General features: G+C 70.9%; 14 protein-coding genes and 1 pseudogene. 6 read left to right on the forward strand and 9 right to left on the reverse strand.

Going from position 1 to position 15,762, the window contains the following annotated elements; genetic code table 11:
• Positions 1-30 precede the first annotated feature (30 nt).
• Positions 31-831 (reverse strand): sugar phosphate isomerase/epimerase family protein, encoded by an 801-nt coding sequence (locus ACIQTP_RS01425; RefSeq protein WP_403395166.1) that lies wholly within the window; start codon positions 829-831, stop codon positions 31-33.
• A gap of 149 nt (positions 832-980) precedes the next feature.
• On the opposite strand from ACIQTP_RS01425, the pseudogene ACIQTP_RS01430 reads away from it, so the two are divergent.
• Together ACIQTP_RS01430 and ACIQTP_RS01435 are read left to right on the forward strand one after the other, a co-directional pair.
• Positions 981-1,136: pseudogene (locus tag ACIQTP_RS01430) on the forward strand (hypothetical protein); the annotation flags it as partial.
• 168 nt (positions 1,137-1,304) lie between these two features.
• A complete protein-coding gene (locus tag ACIQTP_RS01435; RefSeq protein ID WP_403396063.1) occupies positions 1,305-1,622 on the forward strand; it encodes a hypothetical protein in 318 nt (105 codons plus the stop codon).
• 4 nt (positions 1,623-1,626) lie between these two features.
• Here ACIQTP_RS01435 and ACIQTP_RS01440 read toward each other — a convergent pair whose 3' ends face one another.
• The gene (locus ACIQTP_RS01440) at positions 1,627-2,559 is read right to left on the reverse strand and encodes a GNAT family N-acetyltransferase (protein ID WP_403395168.1); all 933 of its coding nucleotides are present in this window, start codon (positions 2,557-2,559) and stop codon (positions 1,627-1,629) included.
• A 275-nt stretch (positions 2,560-2,834) separates the two neighbouring features.
• Here ACIQTP_RS01440 and ACIQTP_RS01445 point away from each other — a divergent pair, with 275 nt between their 5' ends.
• The gene (locus ACIQTP_RS01445) at positions 2,835-4,262 is read left to right on the forward strand and encodes an alkaline phosphatase family protein (RefSeq protein ID WP_403395170.1); all 1,428 of its coding nucleotides are present in this window, start codon (positions 2,835-2,837) and stop codon (positions 4,260-4,262) included.
• 284 nt (positions 4,263-4,546) lie between these two features.
• Here the strand turns inward: ACIQTP_RS01445 and ACIQTP_RS01450 are convergent, their stop codons facing one another.
• Positions 4,547-5,596 carry a LacI family DNA-binding transcriptional regulator gene (locus ACIQTP_RS01450; RefSeq protein WP_099922543.1) on the reverse strand — a complete coding sequence of 350 codons (1,050 nt, stop codon included), beginning with the start codon at positions 5,594-5,596 and terminating at the stop codon, positions 4,547-4,549.
• Positions 5,597-5,882: 286 nt separating this feature from the next.
• On the opposite strand from ACIQTP_RS01450, the gene ACIQTP_RS01455 reads away from it, so the two are divergent.
• From ACIQTP_RS01455 to ACIQTP_RS01465, 3 genes are read left to right on the forward strand one after another with little or no spacing between them, the layout of a single operon-like run.
• Complete coding sequence (locus ACIQTP_RS01455) at positions 5,883-7,034, forward strand: Gfo/Idh/MocA family protein (RefSeq protein WP_168491754.1); 1,152 nt, start codon at positions 5,883-5,885, stop codon at positions 7,032-7,034.
• Positions 7,031-8,185 carry a dihydrodipicolinate synthase family protein gene (locus ACIQTP_RS01460; RefSeq protein WP_403395173.1) on the forward strand — a complete coding sequence of 385 codons (1,155 nt, stop codon included), beginning with the start codon at positions 7,031-7,033 and terminating at the stop codon, positions 8,183-8,185. The genes ACIQTP_RS01455 and ACIQTP_RS01460 overlap by 4 nt, the downstream gene beginning before the upstream one ends.
• Positions 8,182-9,012: a sugar phosphate isomerase/epimerase family protein gene (locus ACIQTP_RS01465; protein ID WP_403395174.1), complete on the forward strand. Its 831-nt coding sequence runs from the start codon at positions 8,182-8,184 to the stop codon at positions 9,010-9,012. Before ACIQTP_RS01460 ends, ACIQTP_RS01465 begins: the two co-directional genes overlap by 4 nt.
• A 29-nt stretch (positions 9,013-9,041) precedes the next feature.
• Here ACIQTP_RS01465 and ACIQTP_RS01470 read toward each other — a convergent pair whose 3' ends face one another.
• The 6 genes from ACIQTP_RS01470 to ACIQTP_RS01495 form a co-directional block, all read right to left on the reverse strand.
• Positions 9,042-9,428 carry a DUF937 domain-containing protein gene (locus ACIQTP_RS01470; RefSeq protein WP_403395176.1) on the reverse strand — a complete coding sequence of 129 codons (387 nt, stop codon included), beginning with the start codon at positions 9,426-9,428 and terminating at the stop codon, positions 9,042-9,044.
• Positions 9,429-9,650: 222 nt separating this feature from the next.
• Positions 9,651-10,040: a D-ribose pyranase gene (gene rbsD / locus ACIQTP_RS01475; protein WP_402041480.1), complete on the reverse strand. Its 390-nt coding sequence runs from the start codon at positions 10,038-10,040 to the stop codon at positions 9,651-9,653.
• Positions 10,037-10,936: a ribokinase gene (locus ACIQTP_RS01480; protein ID WP_403395178.1), complete on the reverse strand. Its 900-nt coding sequence runs from the start codon at positions 10,934-10,936 to the stop codon at positions 10,037-10,039. The genes rbsD and ACIQTP_RS01480 overlap by 4 nt, the downstream gene beginning before the upstream one ends.
• 99 nt (positions 10,937-11,035) lie before the next feature.
• A complete protein-coding gene (locus ACIQTP_RS01485) occupies positions 11,036-12,985 on the reverse strand; it encodes a substrate-binding domain-containing protein (protein WP_403395180.1) in 1,950 nt (649 codons plus the stop codon).
• Positions 12,975-14,519 (reverse strand): sugar ABC transporter ATP-binding protein, encoded by a 1,545-nt coding sequence (locus tag ACIQTP_RS01490; RefSeq protein ID WP_403395182.1) that lies wholly within the window; start codon positions 14,517-14,519, stop codon positions 12,975-12,977. Before ACIQTP_RS01490 ends, ACIQTP_RS01485 begins: the two co-directional genes overlap by 11 nt.
• Positions 14,516-15,550, reverse strand: a complete 1,035-nt coding sequence (locus tag ACIQTP_RS01495) for a LacI family DNA-binding transcriptional regulator (RefSeq protein WP_060901924.1) — start codon at positions 15,548-15,550, stop codon at positions 14,516-14,518. Before ACIQTP_RS01495 ends, ACIQTP_RS01490 begins: the two co-directional genes overlap by 4 nt.
• Positions 15,551-15,762: the final 212 nt, after the last annotated feature.

Genomic DNA, 15,762 nt, shown 5'->3' on the forward strand with positions numbered 1-15,762 from the left:
GGGCGTGTGCGCGCGTCCCCGGAGCAGAGCCTAGGCGGAGTCGTTCAGCAGGCGCCCGAGGTGCTCCCGGCCCGGCCCCAGCAGCTCAGGAAGCGGCGCGACCCCCTCGTACCACCGCTTCTCGTACTCCCAGCACAGCCAGCCGTCCCAGCCCTCCCGGGAGAGGAGTTCCACGCACTCGGCGAGCGGCAGGACACCCGCGCCGAGCGGGAGCGGGGTGGTGTCCGCGGCGGAGGCGATGTCCTTGACCTGGAGGTAGCCGAGGTAGGTGCACAGGGCCGCGTAGGTCTCCGGCGGCTCCTCGCCGCCGAGCCAGGTGTGCATGACGTCCCACAGCGAGCCCACGTGGTGGTGGCCGACCAGGCCCAGGATCCTGATCGCGTCCGCGCCGGTGCGGTGCGAGTCATGGGTCTCCAGCAGGATCCGTACGCCCAGGTCGGCGGCGTACTCCGCCGCCGTGCCGAGCCGCCGCGCCGCCGTCGCGTCCGCCTCCTCGACGCTCTGCTCGGAACTCGCGCCCGGGAAGACGCGTACGAACGGGGCGCCCAGGTCGTGGGCGAGGTCGAGGAGCTCCCTGATCTCGGCGACGACGGTGTCGTCGTCGCCCGGCGCCGCCACCCGCGCGTAGCCCGCCACGCCCAGGATCTCGATGCCGCCCGCCTTGAACTCGGCGACCACCTCGGCCCGCTCGGCCGCCCCGATCCCGGGGTGCACCGGCTCCTCGGGATGCGCGCGCAGCTCCACGCCGTGGTAGCCGTGCGCGGCGGCGAGTCGTACGACGTCGGGGATGGGGAGCCCGGGTACGCCGAGCGTGGAAAATGCCAGCTTCATGCGCACGGACCCTACTCGCGTGCCGATGTCGGCCGTTGTCGGTCGAAAGGAGAGTCGAAGGGAAAATCGGTTGTGGGTGGTTCGGGAGGTCCTTTTCCCCATGCGCTACGACATGCCCTTTGTGTCGCTAAGATGCCGAAATCACTGGCGTGCGGGGGAGGCATCGACCGGGCCCCATGGGCGGTGGCCTGGAACTGATCGGCGTGGTGCTCAGCAACGCCGTGGGCCTCGACGGACTGCTCCTCGCCGTCGCCCACTGGCGTCAGTCGCGTGGGAACGGGCCCGAGGTAGGGGTGGAGCATCGCGGGGTCACCGTGCGCCCCGCACGGTGCGAGGTCGGCCACGGGACTCGGCGGGATGTCGGACATCGGCGGCACGTTCGTGCTGACCGCGACCTCGGAGGCCCGGACGGCGCTCGCACCGCCGGGAGAGACGTACACGGCGTTCACCGGCGAGCTGATCGGCGCCATGCCATGCCCTGGTGGCCTAGGGGCGCCCGACGCCGCAGCAGCGCAACGAAGGCGGGCCACAAGACCCCTTACGGCCCGTACGGCGGCTATGCGTATGACGCGACCCTGGCCCTGATCCATGCCTTCAAGTCCGCCCACATCAGCCCCCTCGGCACCACTGTGCCCTCGGCCGAACGTGAAAGCCTGCGAGCGGTGGTGGGGGACGTCAACTTCGACGGGGCGATGGGAAAGGTCGGCTTCGACGCGAACGGCATTGCCCTGTCCCAGGTGGTGACCGTCTACCGGTTGAGCGGCGGCGCCTGGAGAGCCGTGGAGACGTGACCGGTCACTCCTGGGTGCCGCGCAGATCCAACCGCCAGTCCTGGCCCAGCAGGTCCGCTCCGAACGAGCGGTGCGGTTTCTCGGCGACGAGGACGAAACCGTGGCGCTGGTAGATGCGGCGGGCGGCGGAGAGGACGTCGTTGGTCCACAGGACGAGGTCGTGGTAGCCGCCGTCCCGCGCGAAGTCGATGACGGCCTCGACCAGCCGGTCGCCGATGCGCAGCCCGCGCGCGTCGGGATCGACGAGGAGGAGGCGGAGGCGGGCGGTTCCGGGCGCGTCGTCGCGTACGCACATCACGCAGCCCACCGGACGGCCGTCCAGCTCGGCGATCCACACCCGCTCCAGGTGCGGATCGTGGTCCTCGGCGAAGTCCGCCACGATCCGGGCGACCAGTCCCTCGTAGTCGGTGTTCCAGCCGTACTCGGCGGCGTACAGTGCGGCGTTGCGCTGCACGATCCAGCCGAGGTCGCCGGGTCCGGGTTCGCGCAGGACGACGTCCTCGCGGCGGGGAGGGCGGCCGGAGGAGAGGAGCGTGCGCACGGTCTGCATCGCCTCGGCGAGCCGGGGGCGGTCGTCCGCCGGAACGGTTGCCAGGAGCGCCCCCACCGATTCCCGTGAGCGCTCGTCCAGCAGGGCCGCCGTCTCCCTGCCCCGTGCCGTCAGCGTGATGCGGCGCCGCCGTGGGTCCCGCTCCGAGGGCGTCCGCTCGATCAGGCCGTCCTGCTCGAACCTGTTCAGGATGCGGCTCAGGTAACCGGCGTCCAGGGACAGTTCGGCGCGGAGGTCGGCGGCGTCGGTGCGGGGGGAGTGGGCGAGCTCGTACAGCACGCGGGACTCGGTGAGGGTGTAGGGGGCGTAGAGGTGGCGGCCGTAGTCGAGGGCGCCGATGACGTTCGTGTAGAAGCGGTTGAAGGAGCGGAAGTCCTGGACGGTCATGATCACTCAACCCCGGATGATCGGCTCTGGATAGTTGACTCAGTCAGAGGTATGTGTCGAGCCTACGACTTCGGCCAAGCGTGGGCAACGGCCGGGCAACTCCACGCCAGCCCGGGTCATGACTTGGCCAACCCCTTTCCGCACGTTGGCCACGATTTCATCGCACGCCCCTGCCAACTCTCGTTCTCCCCTAGGAGAGTGAACCGGCGGGCCCGCCCCCGTGCGGGCCGCAGTTCGACTCCGGAGAGCTGGCGAAGTCTCAAGAAGGGGCAGCAATGGCCGAGTTGACACGTCGTAGACTCCTGGGTTCGGCCGCGGGCGCGCTGGGCGGCGCCGCGGCACTCTCCCTCCTTCCGCCGAGCGTCCAGAAGGCCGTCGCGGCCGGCCCGCCGAAGCACGGCTCGCTCCGCGACATCGAGCACGTCGTCATGCTGATGCAGGAGAACCGGTCCTTCGACCACTACTTCGGCACGCTGTCCGGCGTCCGCGGCTTCGCCGACCCGCACGCGCTGAAGCTCGACACCGGGCGGTCGGTCTTCTACCAGCCCGACGCCGTGAACCCGAAGGGATACCTGCTCCCCTTCCACCTCGACACCCACACGTCCAGCGCCCAGGCGATCCCGTCCACCAGTCATGCCTGGTCGGTGCAGCACGAGGCGTGGAACGGCGGGAAGATGGACCGCTGGCTCCCGGCCCACCGCAAGGCGGACGGCGTCAACGGCCCGTACGTGATGGGCTACTACACGCGTGAGGACATCCCGTTCCAGTTCGCGCTGGCGGAGACCTTCACCATCTGTGACCACTACTTCTGCTCGGTGTTCGGGCCGACCTGGCCCAACCGGCTGTACTGGATGACGGGCACGATCGACCCGGGCGGTACGCAGGGCGGCCCGGTCCTCGTCAACAAGGCCCCGACGCCGTACCGGTGGACGACGTACGCGGAGCGGCTGCAGGCGGCCGGGGTCAGCTGGAAGGTGTACCAGCAGGACGACGACTACGGCTGCAACATGCTGGAGCAGTTCGCGAGCTTCCGTGCGGCGGCGCCGGGGTCCGACCTGTACGAACGTGGTGTACGTCCGCAGCCGGAGGGCACGTTCGAGGACGACGCGCGCAACGACCGGCTGCCGGCCGTGTCGTGGATCATGCCGACGAGCTTCCAGTCCGAGCACCCGGACTACCTGCCCGCCGCGGGCGCCGATTTCGTCGCCTCGAAGATCGAGGCGATCGCCTCCAACCCGAAGGTGTGGCGGAAGACCGCGTTCATCCTGAACTACGACGAGAACGACGGCCTGTTCGACCATGTGCCGCCGCCGACGCCTCCGGCCGGAACCGCCGACGAGTTCGTCCAGGGACAGCCCATCGGAGGCGGCTTCCGCGTCCCCGCGATCATCGTCTCGCCCTGGACGGTGGGGGGTTGGGTGGCCTCGGAGGCGTTCGACCACACCTTGGCGCTGCAGTTCCTGGAGCGGTTCACGGGAGTCGAGGAGCCCAACGTCAGTGACTGGCGGCGGTCGGCGTTCGGTGACCTCACGTCGGCGTTCCGCTTCTCGCACGGGCGTCCGCGTCCGCCGCGGCTGCCCGATGACACGGCGGAGCAGCTGGAGAAGGCGAAGGAGGAGGTCGCGACCCTTCCGAAGCCGACGCTGCCCGGCGCCGACCAGTCGTTCCCCCGTCAGGAGAAGGGGCACCGTCCGCACGTGTGACCGCGGGCCCCGGCGGGCGGGTCGGGGCCGTGCCGGTACGTCGAGCCCGTCGCCGCCGGATCAGACGTGGACCGGGCAAGCGACCCGCTGCTCGATCCGAACGTAAGCGACGGGTTTGCGACGCACCGCCCCGCCCCCCTCCCGCGCCCCGCCCAGGGGCGCGGGGAACTGCGCGACCAGCCCCCACTCGCCCGCAGTCGAAGAACGCACCGCGGGGGTCTGGGGGCGGAGCCCCCAGGTTGAGGATGGGACGGGTAGGGGCGGCGGGGGTGAAAACCCCACGTTCAGACCCGCGGCACCCCCGTGGACCCCCGCACCATCAATTCCCCCCGCACTGTCGCGATCCCACCCGGCGGCGGCTCCTCGCGCCCCATCGCGATACGCCCGGCCCGGGCCCCCGCCTCCGAGAGAGGCAACCGCACCGTCGTCAGCGCGGGGACGGCGTCGATGCTGAAGGGGAGGTCGTCGAAGCCGACGACGGACACGTCGTCGGGAATACGCAGGCCCGCCTCCCGCAGCGCGGCACACGCGCCGAGGGCCACGGTGTCGTTGGCGGCGACGACAGCCGTCAACGACGGGTCCCGCCGCAGGAGTTCGAGGGTCGCCTCGTAGCCGGCGCGACGGTCGTAGCGTCCGTGCACCGTGCGGCGCGGATCGTCCTCGATGTCGTGCGCGGCCAGCGCGGCACGGTGCCCCTCGAGACGGTGCCGGGTCGTCGTCCGTTCCTCCGGGCCCGCGATGTAGCCGAGCCGGCGGTGGCCGAGGCCGATCAGGTGCTCGGTGAGCTGCTGTCCGCCGCCCCGGTTGTCGAAGGTGAGCGCGATCGCCTCGGGGGCGTCGGGCGCGGGCGGCCGTCCGCACAGGACCACCTGGGTCCCCGCGTCCCCGAGCTTGCGCAGCTTCGCCGCGACCGCCGCCGCGTGCGGCGCGTCCTCGACGGCACCGCCCGTCAGGACGACCGCGGCGGCGCGCTGGCGCTGAAGGAGTGTGAGGTAGGTGAGCTCACGCTCCGGGGAGCCGCCGGTGTTGCACACGACCCCGAGCCGTTCGCCGCCCGCACGCCCCCCGGGGCCGCCGATCTCCGACTGGATCGCGGCCGCCATGATCCCGAAGAAGGGGTCGGCGATGTCGTTCACCAGGATGCCGACCAGGTCGGAGGTGGCGGCGGCCAGCGAACTCGCGGGCCCGTTCAGTACGTAGTCCAGGTCGTCCACCGCGCGCAGCACCCGCTCGCGCGTGGACGCCGCGACGGGATAGTTCCCGTTCAGTACCCGGGACACGGTCGCGGGCGAGACCTGCGCACGCGCCGCCACGTCCGCCAGGGTCACGGTCATCTCGTCGTCCTCCGGTCACGCATCTCGTAGCACCTCATCGTGCTTCTCGTGCTTCTCGTGCTCGCTGTGCTCTTTGGCCTGCCGTACCCGTCGTGCTCGTAGTGCTCCATCCGACCGTGCCACGCCCCCTACGTCCAGCCGTCCGGACGGTCGAACATCTCGTCGTCCGTATGGTCTTGTCCAATCGGCTCGACAGAGGCTAACTTCTTCTTGTGTAGAAAGCGCTTGCTGTCACGTTCACCAGTGGGGCGTACGCGGCGCGGAACCCGCGTACGAAGGGAATCACGTGACACGCAAGACGGTGCGCATCGCCATGAACGGCGTGACGGGGCGCATGGGCTACCGCCAGCACCTCGTCCGCTCGATTCTCGCCCTGCGCGACCAGGGCGGCCTCGACCTCGGCGACGGCACGGTGCTGTGGCCGGAGCCGGTCCTCGTCGGCCGCCGCGAGCACGCGCTGAAGGCGCTCGCCGAGCAGCACGGCCTGGAGCACTGGTCGACGGACGTGGACGAGGTCCTCGCCGACCCGACCGTGGACCTCTACTTCGACGCCCAGGTGACTTCCGCCCGCGAGGAGGCCATCAAGAAGGCCATCGCCGCGGGCAAGCACATCTACACCGAGAAGCCCACCGCCACCGGCCTCGACGGCGCCCTGGAGCTGGCCCGTCTCGCCCATGAGAAGGGCATCAAGCACGGGGTGGTGCAGGACAAACTCTTCCTCCCGGGGCTGCTGAAACTCAAGCGGCTCATCGACGGGGGCTTCTTCGGGCGGATTCTTTCCATCCGCGGGGAGTTCGGGTACTGGGTCTTCGAGGGCGACTGGCAGAGCGCCCAGCGGCCCTCCTGGAACTATCGCGCGGAGGACGGCGGCGGCATCGTCGTCGACATGTTCCCGCACTGGGAGTACGTGCTGCACGAGCTGTTCGGCCGGGTCACCTCCGTCCAGGCGCTCACCGCCACCCACATCCCGCAGCGCTGGGACGAGCAGGACAAGCCGTACGACGCCACGGCCGACGACGCCGCGTACGGCGTCTTCGAGCTGGAGGGTGGCGCCATCGCCCAGATCAACTCCTCCTGGGCGGTGCGCGTCAACCGTGACGAGCTGGTCGAGTTCCAGGTCGACGGGACGGAGGGGTCGGCCGTCGCCGGGCTGCGCAACTGCCGCGTCCAGCACCGCTCGGCGACCCCCAAGCCGGTCTGGAACCCTGACATCCCGGCCACCTACTCCTTCCGCGACCAGTGGCAGGAGATCCCCGACAACGCCGAGTTCGACAACGGCTTCAAGGCGCAGTGGGAGCTGTTCCTGCGGCATGTGTACGCCGACGCCCCCTACCACTGGGACCTCCTCGCCGGCGCCCGCGGCGTCCAGCTCGCCGAACTGGGGCTGAAGTCCTCGGCCGAGGGCCGCCGTCTCGACGTGCCGGAGATCTCGCTGTGACCATCCAACTGCCGTCCGTCGGCGGGCGGTTGAAGGCATATGAGCCGCGGGCCGACCCGCTCGCCCTCGCCACCGGCGCACCCTTCACCTCTCGTACGGTCTTCTCGGCCGCGCATGTCGTCGCCGACCCGTTCGCGGACGTCTCGCCCGACTCGGCCGCCGCCGTCGACTGGGACGCCACCCTCGCCTTCCGCCGCCACCTGTGGTCCCACGGGCTCGGCGTCGCCGAGGCGATGGACACCGCGCAGCGCGGGATGGGCCTGGACTGGGCGGGCGCGGCGGAACTCATCCGCCGGTCGGCGGCGGAGGCGAAGGCGGTCGGGGGCCGGATCGCGTGCGGTGTCGGCACCGATCAGCTCACCGGCCCGGCATCGCTCGAAGCGGTACGCACGGCGTACGAGGAGCAGTTCGCCCTCGTCGAGGAGTCGGGGGCGCAGGCCGTCCTCATGGCCTCCCGGGCGCTCGCGGCGACCGCGAAGGGGCCCGAGGACTACCTGGAGGTCTACGGGCATCTGCTCCGCCAGGCGGCCGAGCCCGTGATCCTGCACTGGCTCGGCCCCATGTTCGACCCGGCCCTTGAGGGCTACTGGGGGTCCGGCGACCTGGACGCGGCGACGGACGTGTTCCTGGAGGTCATCGCGGCCCACCCGGACAAGGTCGACGGCATCAAGGTCTCCCTCCTCGACGCCCGGCGTGAGGTCGACCTGCGCCGCCGTCTGCCGCAGGGCGTCCGCTGCTACACCGGTGACGACTTCAACTACCCCGAGCTGATCGCGGGCGACGAGCAGGGCTTCAGTCACGCCCTGCTCGGCATCTTCGATCCGCTGGGCCCGCTCGCGGCGGAGGCGGTACGGGTGCTCGACACCGGGGATGTGAAGGGCTTCCGTGAGCTTCTCGACCCCACCGTCGAGCTCTCCCGCCATCTCTTCGAGGCGCCGACCCGGTTCTACAAGACGGGCGTCGTCCTGCTGGCGTGGCTGGCAGGGCACCAGGAACACTTCACCATGGTCGGCGGACTCCAGTCGGCCCGCTCGCTGCCGCACTGCGCGCGGGCGTACGAACTGGCGGACACCCTGGGCCTGTTCCCGAACCCGGAACTCGCCGAGACCCGGATGAAGACCCTGCTGGCCCTGTATGGAGTGACCTCATGATCGGTCTCGCCCGTTTCTCCATCAACCAGATGACGGTCAAGCAACTGTCGATGCCCGAACTGGTCGAGTGCTGTCTTGAGCTGGGGGTCCCGGGCGTCGGACTCTGGCGTGAACCCGTGCAGTCGTACGGCCTCGACGCCACCGCCAAGCTCGTCCGCGACGCCGGTCTGGCCGTCACCACGCTCTGTCGTGGCGGCTTCTTCACGGCGATCGACCCGCGGGAGCGGACGCGTGCGCTCGACGACAACCGTGCGGCCGTCGACGAGGCCGCCACCCTCGGCACCGACACCCTGGTACTGGTCTCCGGGGGGCTGCCGGCCGGCTCGAAGGACCTGCACGGCGCGCGGGAGCGGATCGCCGACGCGCTGGGGGAGCTGGGCCCGTACGCCGCCGAGCGGGGTGTGCGGCTGGCCATCGAGCCCCTCCACCCCATGTACGCCGCGGACCGTTGTGTGGTGTCCACCCTCGCCCAGGCCCTGGACCTCGCTGAACGCTTCCCCGCGGACCAGGTGGGCGTCACCGTCGACACCTACCACATCTGGTGGGACGACACGGCTCCCGCCCAGATCGCCCGCGCGGGCGCCGGCGGCCGTATCCACACCTTCCAGCTCGCGGACTGGACGACTCCGCTGCCCGAGGGCGTCCTCAACGGCCGCGGTCAGATCGGCGACGGTTCGATCGACATGCGGGAGTGGCGGGGGTACGTCGAGGCGGCGGGATATTCCGGGCCGATCGAGGTCGAGCTGTTCAACGACGGGCTGTGGGCGCGGGACGGGCGGGAGGTGCTGGCGGAGACGGCGGCACGGTTCGTGGAGCACGCGGGGTAGCCCCGTCGGCGGCCGCTGTCACTTCTCGGTCACCTCTTGCGTGCCGCCCGCTTGCTGAGGACCGTCAGTACGACCGGGACGAGCATCTCGATGACACGGGTGACCGTGGCCGCCGGGATCCCCGTCTTCTTGGCGATGGCGTTCGCGACCGGCTTGCTCACCTTGGCCAGCACCCCGGCCATGAGACCGCCGGTGGCGAACCCGCCCAGGGTGGACACGCCCTGCAGCGGGGCCTCCTCCTCGGGCGCCGCCGCGGCCTCCTCCTGTACGGGGCCGGCGAGTGCCGAGACCGTGGTCCCGACCACCTCCTGGGCACCTGCCGCGTCGGTCCCCAGCAGCCCCGCGATCTCCTGGAGCTTGTCGTCGCCCAGTTCACCGAGCACGTCGTCCTCGAAAGAGGAACCGGATTCGCTCATGCCTGAAACGCTACGTCCGCCCCGGTTCGTCGGCACGCCGAAAAATCCGAGAAGACCGTGCAACCCTTCGCCCACCTTGTGGGTCGTACTTGGCATCAGGACTTCTGGGGGGGGATCTGGGGGGATCGCGGGGGTTCTGATGGTGGAGGGGAAATCCGAGGGGCCCGGTCGACGGACCGGGCCCCTCGAAGCATGTCGGACACGGGGCCGAACCCGTCGGACCTAGAAGAACACCCCGCAGCGCAGCAGCACATTCGCGTACGGCCGTGCCTCTCCCGTGCGGACGATCAGCTTCGCGCCCGCCGACAGCGACTTCAGTTCCTCGTGGGAGACCGTCGACAACTCGGGGAAACGGGCGTCCAGCAGGGCCGTCGCCTCCGGGTTCGCCCCGCGGACCTCGCGCGCGGCCGTGGCGCCCTCCACCACGAGTTCCTCCAGCAGCCCGTCGAGCACCTCGGCGAAGGACGGCACCCCGGCCCGGAAGGCCAGGTCCACGACGCGCGGACCGGCGGGGATGGGCATCCCGGCATCGCAGACGAGCACCCCGTCCCCGTGGCCCAGCTCGGCCAGCGCGCCCGAGAGGTGGCGGTTCAGGATTCCGGCCTTCTTCACAGCGACGCGACCTCTTCGGCCGTCGGGAAGGACTCCTGTGCGCCGGCGCGGGTGACCGCCGCCGCACCGACGCGGGCGGCGTACGCGGCCGCGTCGGCGAGACGCTCGTCGAGCCCGAGCCGCCACGCCAGCGCCGCCGTGAACGCGTCCCCCGCGCCCGTCGTGTCCACCGTCTCCACCTTCACCGACGGCACCCGCGCGGCGCCCTCGGCGGAAGCCACCAGCGCGCCCCGCGCGCCCAGCGTGATCACCACCGAGCGCGGGCCGAGGGCGAGCAGGGCGGACGCCCAGTCCTCCGGAGAGTCCCCGAGATCCGTGCTGACGATCACCCGCGCCTCGTGCTCGTTCACGATCAGCGGATCGCAGGCCGCGAGCACCTCGGCGGGCAGCGCGCGCGGCGGCGACGGGTTCAGTACGAATCGGCTGCCGGGAGCGAGATTCCGTACGACCTCCACGACCGTCTCCAGCGGGATCTCCAGCTGCGCCGAGACCACCCGGGAGGCCGCCAGGAGGTTTCCGGCGGCCTGTACGTCCTCGGGTGTGAGACGGCCGTTGGCACCCGGCGAGACCACGATGCTGTTGTCCCCGGAGGGGTCCACCGTGATGAGCGCGACCCCGGTCGGCGCCCCGCCGACGAGCACGCCCGCCGTGTCGACCCCGGCCGCCCGCTGCGAGTCGAGCAGCAGCCGCCCGTGCGCGTCGTCGCCGACCCGGGCCAGCAGCGCCGTACGGGCTCCGAGGCGGCCGGCGGCGACCGCCTGGTTGGCGCCCTTGCCGCCCGGGTGGACGACGAGGTCGGAGCCGAGCACCGTCTCGCCGACCGCGGGTCGCCGCTCGACCCCGATCACCAGGTCGGCGTTGGCCGATCCCACGACCAGCAGGTCGTAGTCGTACATGAACTTTCTCCCTATAAAGGTGAGCTGAGGCAACGGCGTGAGCCGCCCGGCGGCGCGCGGAGGTAGTCCGTGTCGCGCTGCCCGGGCGGCCCGCTCAGGTCATCCGCCGAAGCCGGCCACATTCTCCTTCGTGACCACCTTCACCGGCACCATCACCGTCTTCTCGACCTTCTTGCCCTCGGCGGCGTTCAGCGCGTTCTCCACCGCGATCCGGCCGAGCTCCGTCGGCTGCTGGGCCACGGACGCGTACATCGTGCCGTCCTTGACCGCCTTCAGACCGTCCGGTTCGCCGTCGAAGCCGATGACCGAGACCGACGTGCCGGCCTTGGAGCCGAGCGCCTTGATCGCGCCGAGCGCCATCTCGTCGTTCTCGGCGAAGACGCCCTGGATGTCGGGGTGCGCCTGGAGCAGGTTCGTCATTACGTCGAGCCCCTTGGTGCGGTCGAAGTCCGCGGGCTGCCGGGCGACGACCTCGATGCCCGGGTAGGCCTTCAGACCCTCGGCGAAGCCCGCGCCGCGCTCGCGGCTCGCGGACGTCCCGGCCAGGCCCTGCAGGATCACGATCTTGCCCTTGCCGCCCAGCTTCTCGGCCATCGCCTTGGCGCCGAGCTTGCCGCCCGCGATGTTGTCGGAGGCGACCAGCGCGGCCGTGTCGGCCTTGTTCACGCCGCGGTCCACGCCGACGACGGGGATGCCGGCCTTGTTCGCGGAGCGGACCGCCGGGCCCGCCGCGTCCGAGTCCACCGGATTGACGATGATCGAACCGAGACCCGAACTGGTGAAGTTCTGGAGCTGGTTGGCCTGCTGCGAGGCGTCGTTCTGCGCGTCCGTGACCGTCAGGTCCACGCCGAGCTTCTTCGCCTCCTGCTGGGCACCCGACTTGATCTGCACGAAGAACGGGTTGTTCAGGGTGGAGAGGGACAGGCCCACCTTCTTCGTCGCCGACGAGGAGCCGTTGTGCAGGAAGGACATCGCACCGACGACGGCCGCCGCGACCACGGCCGCGATGAGGTACGTCGCCGCCTGCTTGCCCCTGCCGCCCGGCGCACCCGCCCCGGCGGCCACCGGAGTCGCCCCGGCCTTGCGCCGCACCGTGTCGAGGAGCACCGCCAGCGCGATCACGACACCGATGACGACCTGCTGCCAGAAGGCGGAGACGGAGAGCAGGTTCAGACCGTTGCGGAGCACCGCGAGGATCAGGGCGCCGATCAGCGTGCCGGACGCCTTGCCGGTGCCGCCCGCCAGGGAGGCGCCGCCGATGACGACCGCGGCGATCGCGTCCAGTTCGTAGCCCTGCGCGGCCTGCGGCTGCGCGGAGGACAGGCGGGAGGCGAGCACGATGCCCGCGGCGGCCGCGAAGAGACCCGACAGGGCGTAGATCGCGAGCTTCTGCCTCTTCACCCGCAGACCCGAGAGGCGCGCGGCCTCCTCGTTGCCGCCGATCGCGTACATGGAGCGGCCGATGTACGTACGGCCCAGGATCAGGGCGGTGATCAGGCCCATGACGACCATCACCAGGACAGGCACCGGCAGCCAGCCGCCGAGGGTGTCACCGAGGTGCGAGACCGAGTCGGGGAAGGCGATCGGGGAGCCCTGCGAGATCACCAGGGACAGACCGCGGCCCACCGACAGCATGGCGAGCGTCGCGATGAACGGCGGCAGTTTCCCGTACGAGATCAGGACGCCGTTGACCAGGCCGCACGCTATGCCGGTCGCGACCGCGAGGATCACCGCGATCCAGACCGGGACGCCCTGGGAAGTCGCCATCCAGGCGAGGACGGTGGCGGACAGCGCGGCGACCGAGCCGACCGACAGGTCGATGCCCGCCGAGACGATCACGAAGGTCACACCGAAGGCGAGGATGGCGGTCACGGCCGCCTGGACGCCGATGTTGAGCAGGTTGTCCGTCGTCAGGAAGTCGCCGGACAGCGCCGACATCGCGATGACGAGGGCGATGAGCGCGGTGAGCGCCCCGTTGTCGAGCAGAAGGCGGCGGACCGCCGAGGCGCCACTCGCGCCCGTAGTGCTCTTGAGCGTGTCAGTGGCCACGGGAGCCCTCCACAGCGGTAACAGAGTTGGTGGTCGGTGTGCTGACGGCGAGTGCCATCACGGAGTCCTGGGTCGCCTCGTCGGCGGACAGCTCGCCCGCGATCCGGCCCTGGGCCATCACCAGCACCCGGTCGCTCATGCCGAGCACCTCGGGCAGATCGCTGGAGATCATCAGGACGGCCGCGCCGGCGGCCGTCAGTTCGTTGACGAGCTGGTAGATCTCGACCTTGGCGCCGACGTCGATGCCACGGGTCGGCTCGTCGAGGATCAGCACCTTGGTGTCGGCGAGCAGCCACTTGCCGATGACGACCTTCTGCTGGTTGCCGCCGGAGAGGGTGCGCACGTGCTGGCCGAGACCGGCCATCCGGACGCCGAGCTGCTCGGCGATCCGCGCGGCGGCCTCCCGCTGGCCCTTGAGGTCGACGAGCCCGCCATGGGTCGCCGCCCGCATGGTGACCAGGCCGAGGTTCTCCTCGACGGAGGCGTCCAGGAGCAGCCCCTGGCCCTTGCGGTCCTCGGGGATGAGCCCGATCCCGGCCGCCATCGCCGCGTTCACGTCGTGCCGCCGCAGCTGGCGACCGGCGACCTTGACGGCCCCCTTGTCGTACGGATCGGCCCCGAAGACCGCTCGTACGACCTCCGTGCGCCCGGCCCCCACGAGCCCCGCGATGCCGACGACCTCACCGGCCCGCACCTCGAAACTCACGTCGTGGAAGACCCCGTCACGGGTCAGCCCCTCGACGGTCAGCAGGGCGGCCCCGGAGCCCTTGTCGCCAGTGGCCCGCTCGCGCGGGTACTGCTGCTCGATCGACCGCCCCACCATGAGCCGTACGAGCTCGTCCTCGGTGGTGGAGGCCGGGACCTGCCCGACGCTCTTGCCGTCCCGGATGACGGTGACCCGGTCCCCCAGGGCGGCGATCTCCTCCAAGTGGTGCGTGATGAAGACGATGCCGACACCGTCCTCGCGCAGCTGGCGCACGATGGCGAAGAGTTTTTCGACCTCTTCGGAGGTGAGCACCGCGGTCGGCTCGTCCATGATCAGAACGCGGGCGTTCAGGCTCAGCGCCTTCGCGATCTCGACCATCTGGAGACGTGCGATACCGAGTTCACGCACCCGCGCGCGCGGGGAGACGCTGACACCGACCCGTTCCAGCAGTTCGGCGGCCTCGGCCTCCATCCCCTTCCGGTCGATCAGCCCGTAGCGGCGCGGCTGCCGCCCCAGGAAGATGTTCTCGGCGACCGTCAGATCGGGAACGAGGTTGAACTCCTGGTAGATGGTCGCGATCCCGAGGCGCTCGGAGTCCTGCGCACCGTGGACGCGCACCTCCTCGCCGTCGACGAGGACGCGCCCGGAGTCGGGCTGGTAGGCGCCCGAGAGCATCTTGATGAGCGTGCTCTTGCCGGCACCGTTCTCGCCGAGCAGCACATGCACCTCGCCGCGGCGCAGATCGAAGTCGACGCTGTCGAGCGCGACCACGCCGGGGAAGGTCTTTCGGATGCCCTCGATGCGCAGCAACTCGTCCTGGTTGCTCACGACTTACTCCTGTTCGTTACGGGGGAGTGCGGGGTGGGGGCCGGTTCGCCGCACGAACGGCGGACGACGAGACGGGCGGCGAGGGTGACCGACTGCGGGGGGCGCCCCTCGATCCGGTCGACGAGCGCGCGTACGGCGGCCCGCCCCAGCTCGCCGGTCGGCTGGGCGACCGCGGTGATCGGCGGATCGGTGTGCACGAACCACGGGATGTCGTCGAACGCCGCGAGCGCGATGTCCTCGGGAACCCGCAGCCCGCGCGCGCGGACCGCGTCCAGCGCGCCGAGCGCCATCAGGTTGTCGGCGGCGAAGACGACCTCGGGCGGCTCGGGCAGGTCGAGGAAGCCCTCGGTGACCCGCCGCCCGCTCTCGGCCTGGAAGTCGCCCTGGCCTATGTAGGCGTCCGGGAGCGGCAGCCCGTGCTCGGCCATGGCCTCCCGGAAGGCCTCGACGCGCTCGCTGCCGGTGGTGGTCGCCGCGGGCCCCGCGATGATCGCGAGCCGGCGGTGTCCGAGCCCGTGCAGATGCGCCACGAGATCCCGGACCGCCGTCCGGCCGTCCGCCCGTACGACGGGCACGTCCACGCCCGGGATCCAGCGGTCCACGAAGACCATCGGCGTCCCCGCCCGCGCGGCGTCCAGCATTCCGGGGGAGCCGCCGTCGGCGGGGGAGACGAGCAGTCCGTCGATCCGCCGGTCCAGCAGGGTCCGTACGTGGTGGTCCTGGAGGTCCGGCCGTTCGTCGGCGTTGCCGATGATCACGCTGTAGCCGAGGGCGCGGGCCTCCTCCTCGACGGAGCGGGCCAGCTCGGTGAAGTACGGGTTGAGTACGTCGCTGATGACCAGGCCGAGGGTGCGGGTCTGGTCGGTGCGCAGGGAGCGGGCGACGGCGTTCGGGCGGTAGCCCAGGGTCTGTACGGCGGCCAGCACGCGGGTGCGTGCGTCTTCGCTGACCGACGGATGATCGTTCAGGACGCGCGAGACCGTGGCGACGGATACGCCGGCCTCGGCGGCAACGTCCTTGATGCTCGCCATCGCCGCTCCACCTCCTCGTGGAATCGATTACACGGAGGATTGGAATCGATTACACGGGTATTAATCAAGACCTCAACCACATGCCGAGACCGGATCGTGATGAATCAGGCTCGGATGAGCGGAGTGAGGGTGATCCGGACGCGGCCCCATGGACAGGAGCCGGTGCCGTCCGCCGCGGCGCCCGGCTGTCAGTCGGCACAGGTACCTTCGGA

This window comes from Streptomyces sp. NPDC090798 (genome assembly GCF_044768965.1).
GTDB lineage: Bacteria > Actinomycetota > Actinomycetes > Streptomycetales > Streptomycetaceae > Streptomyces.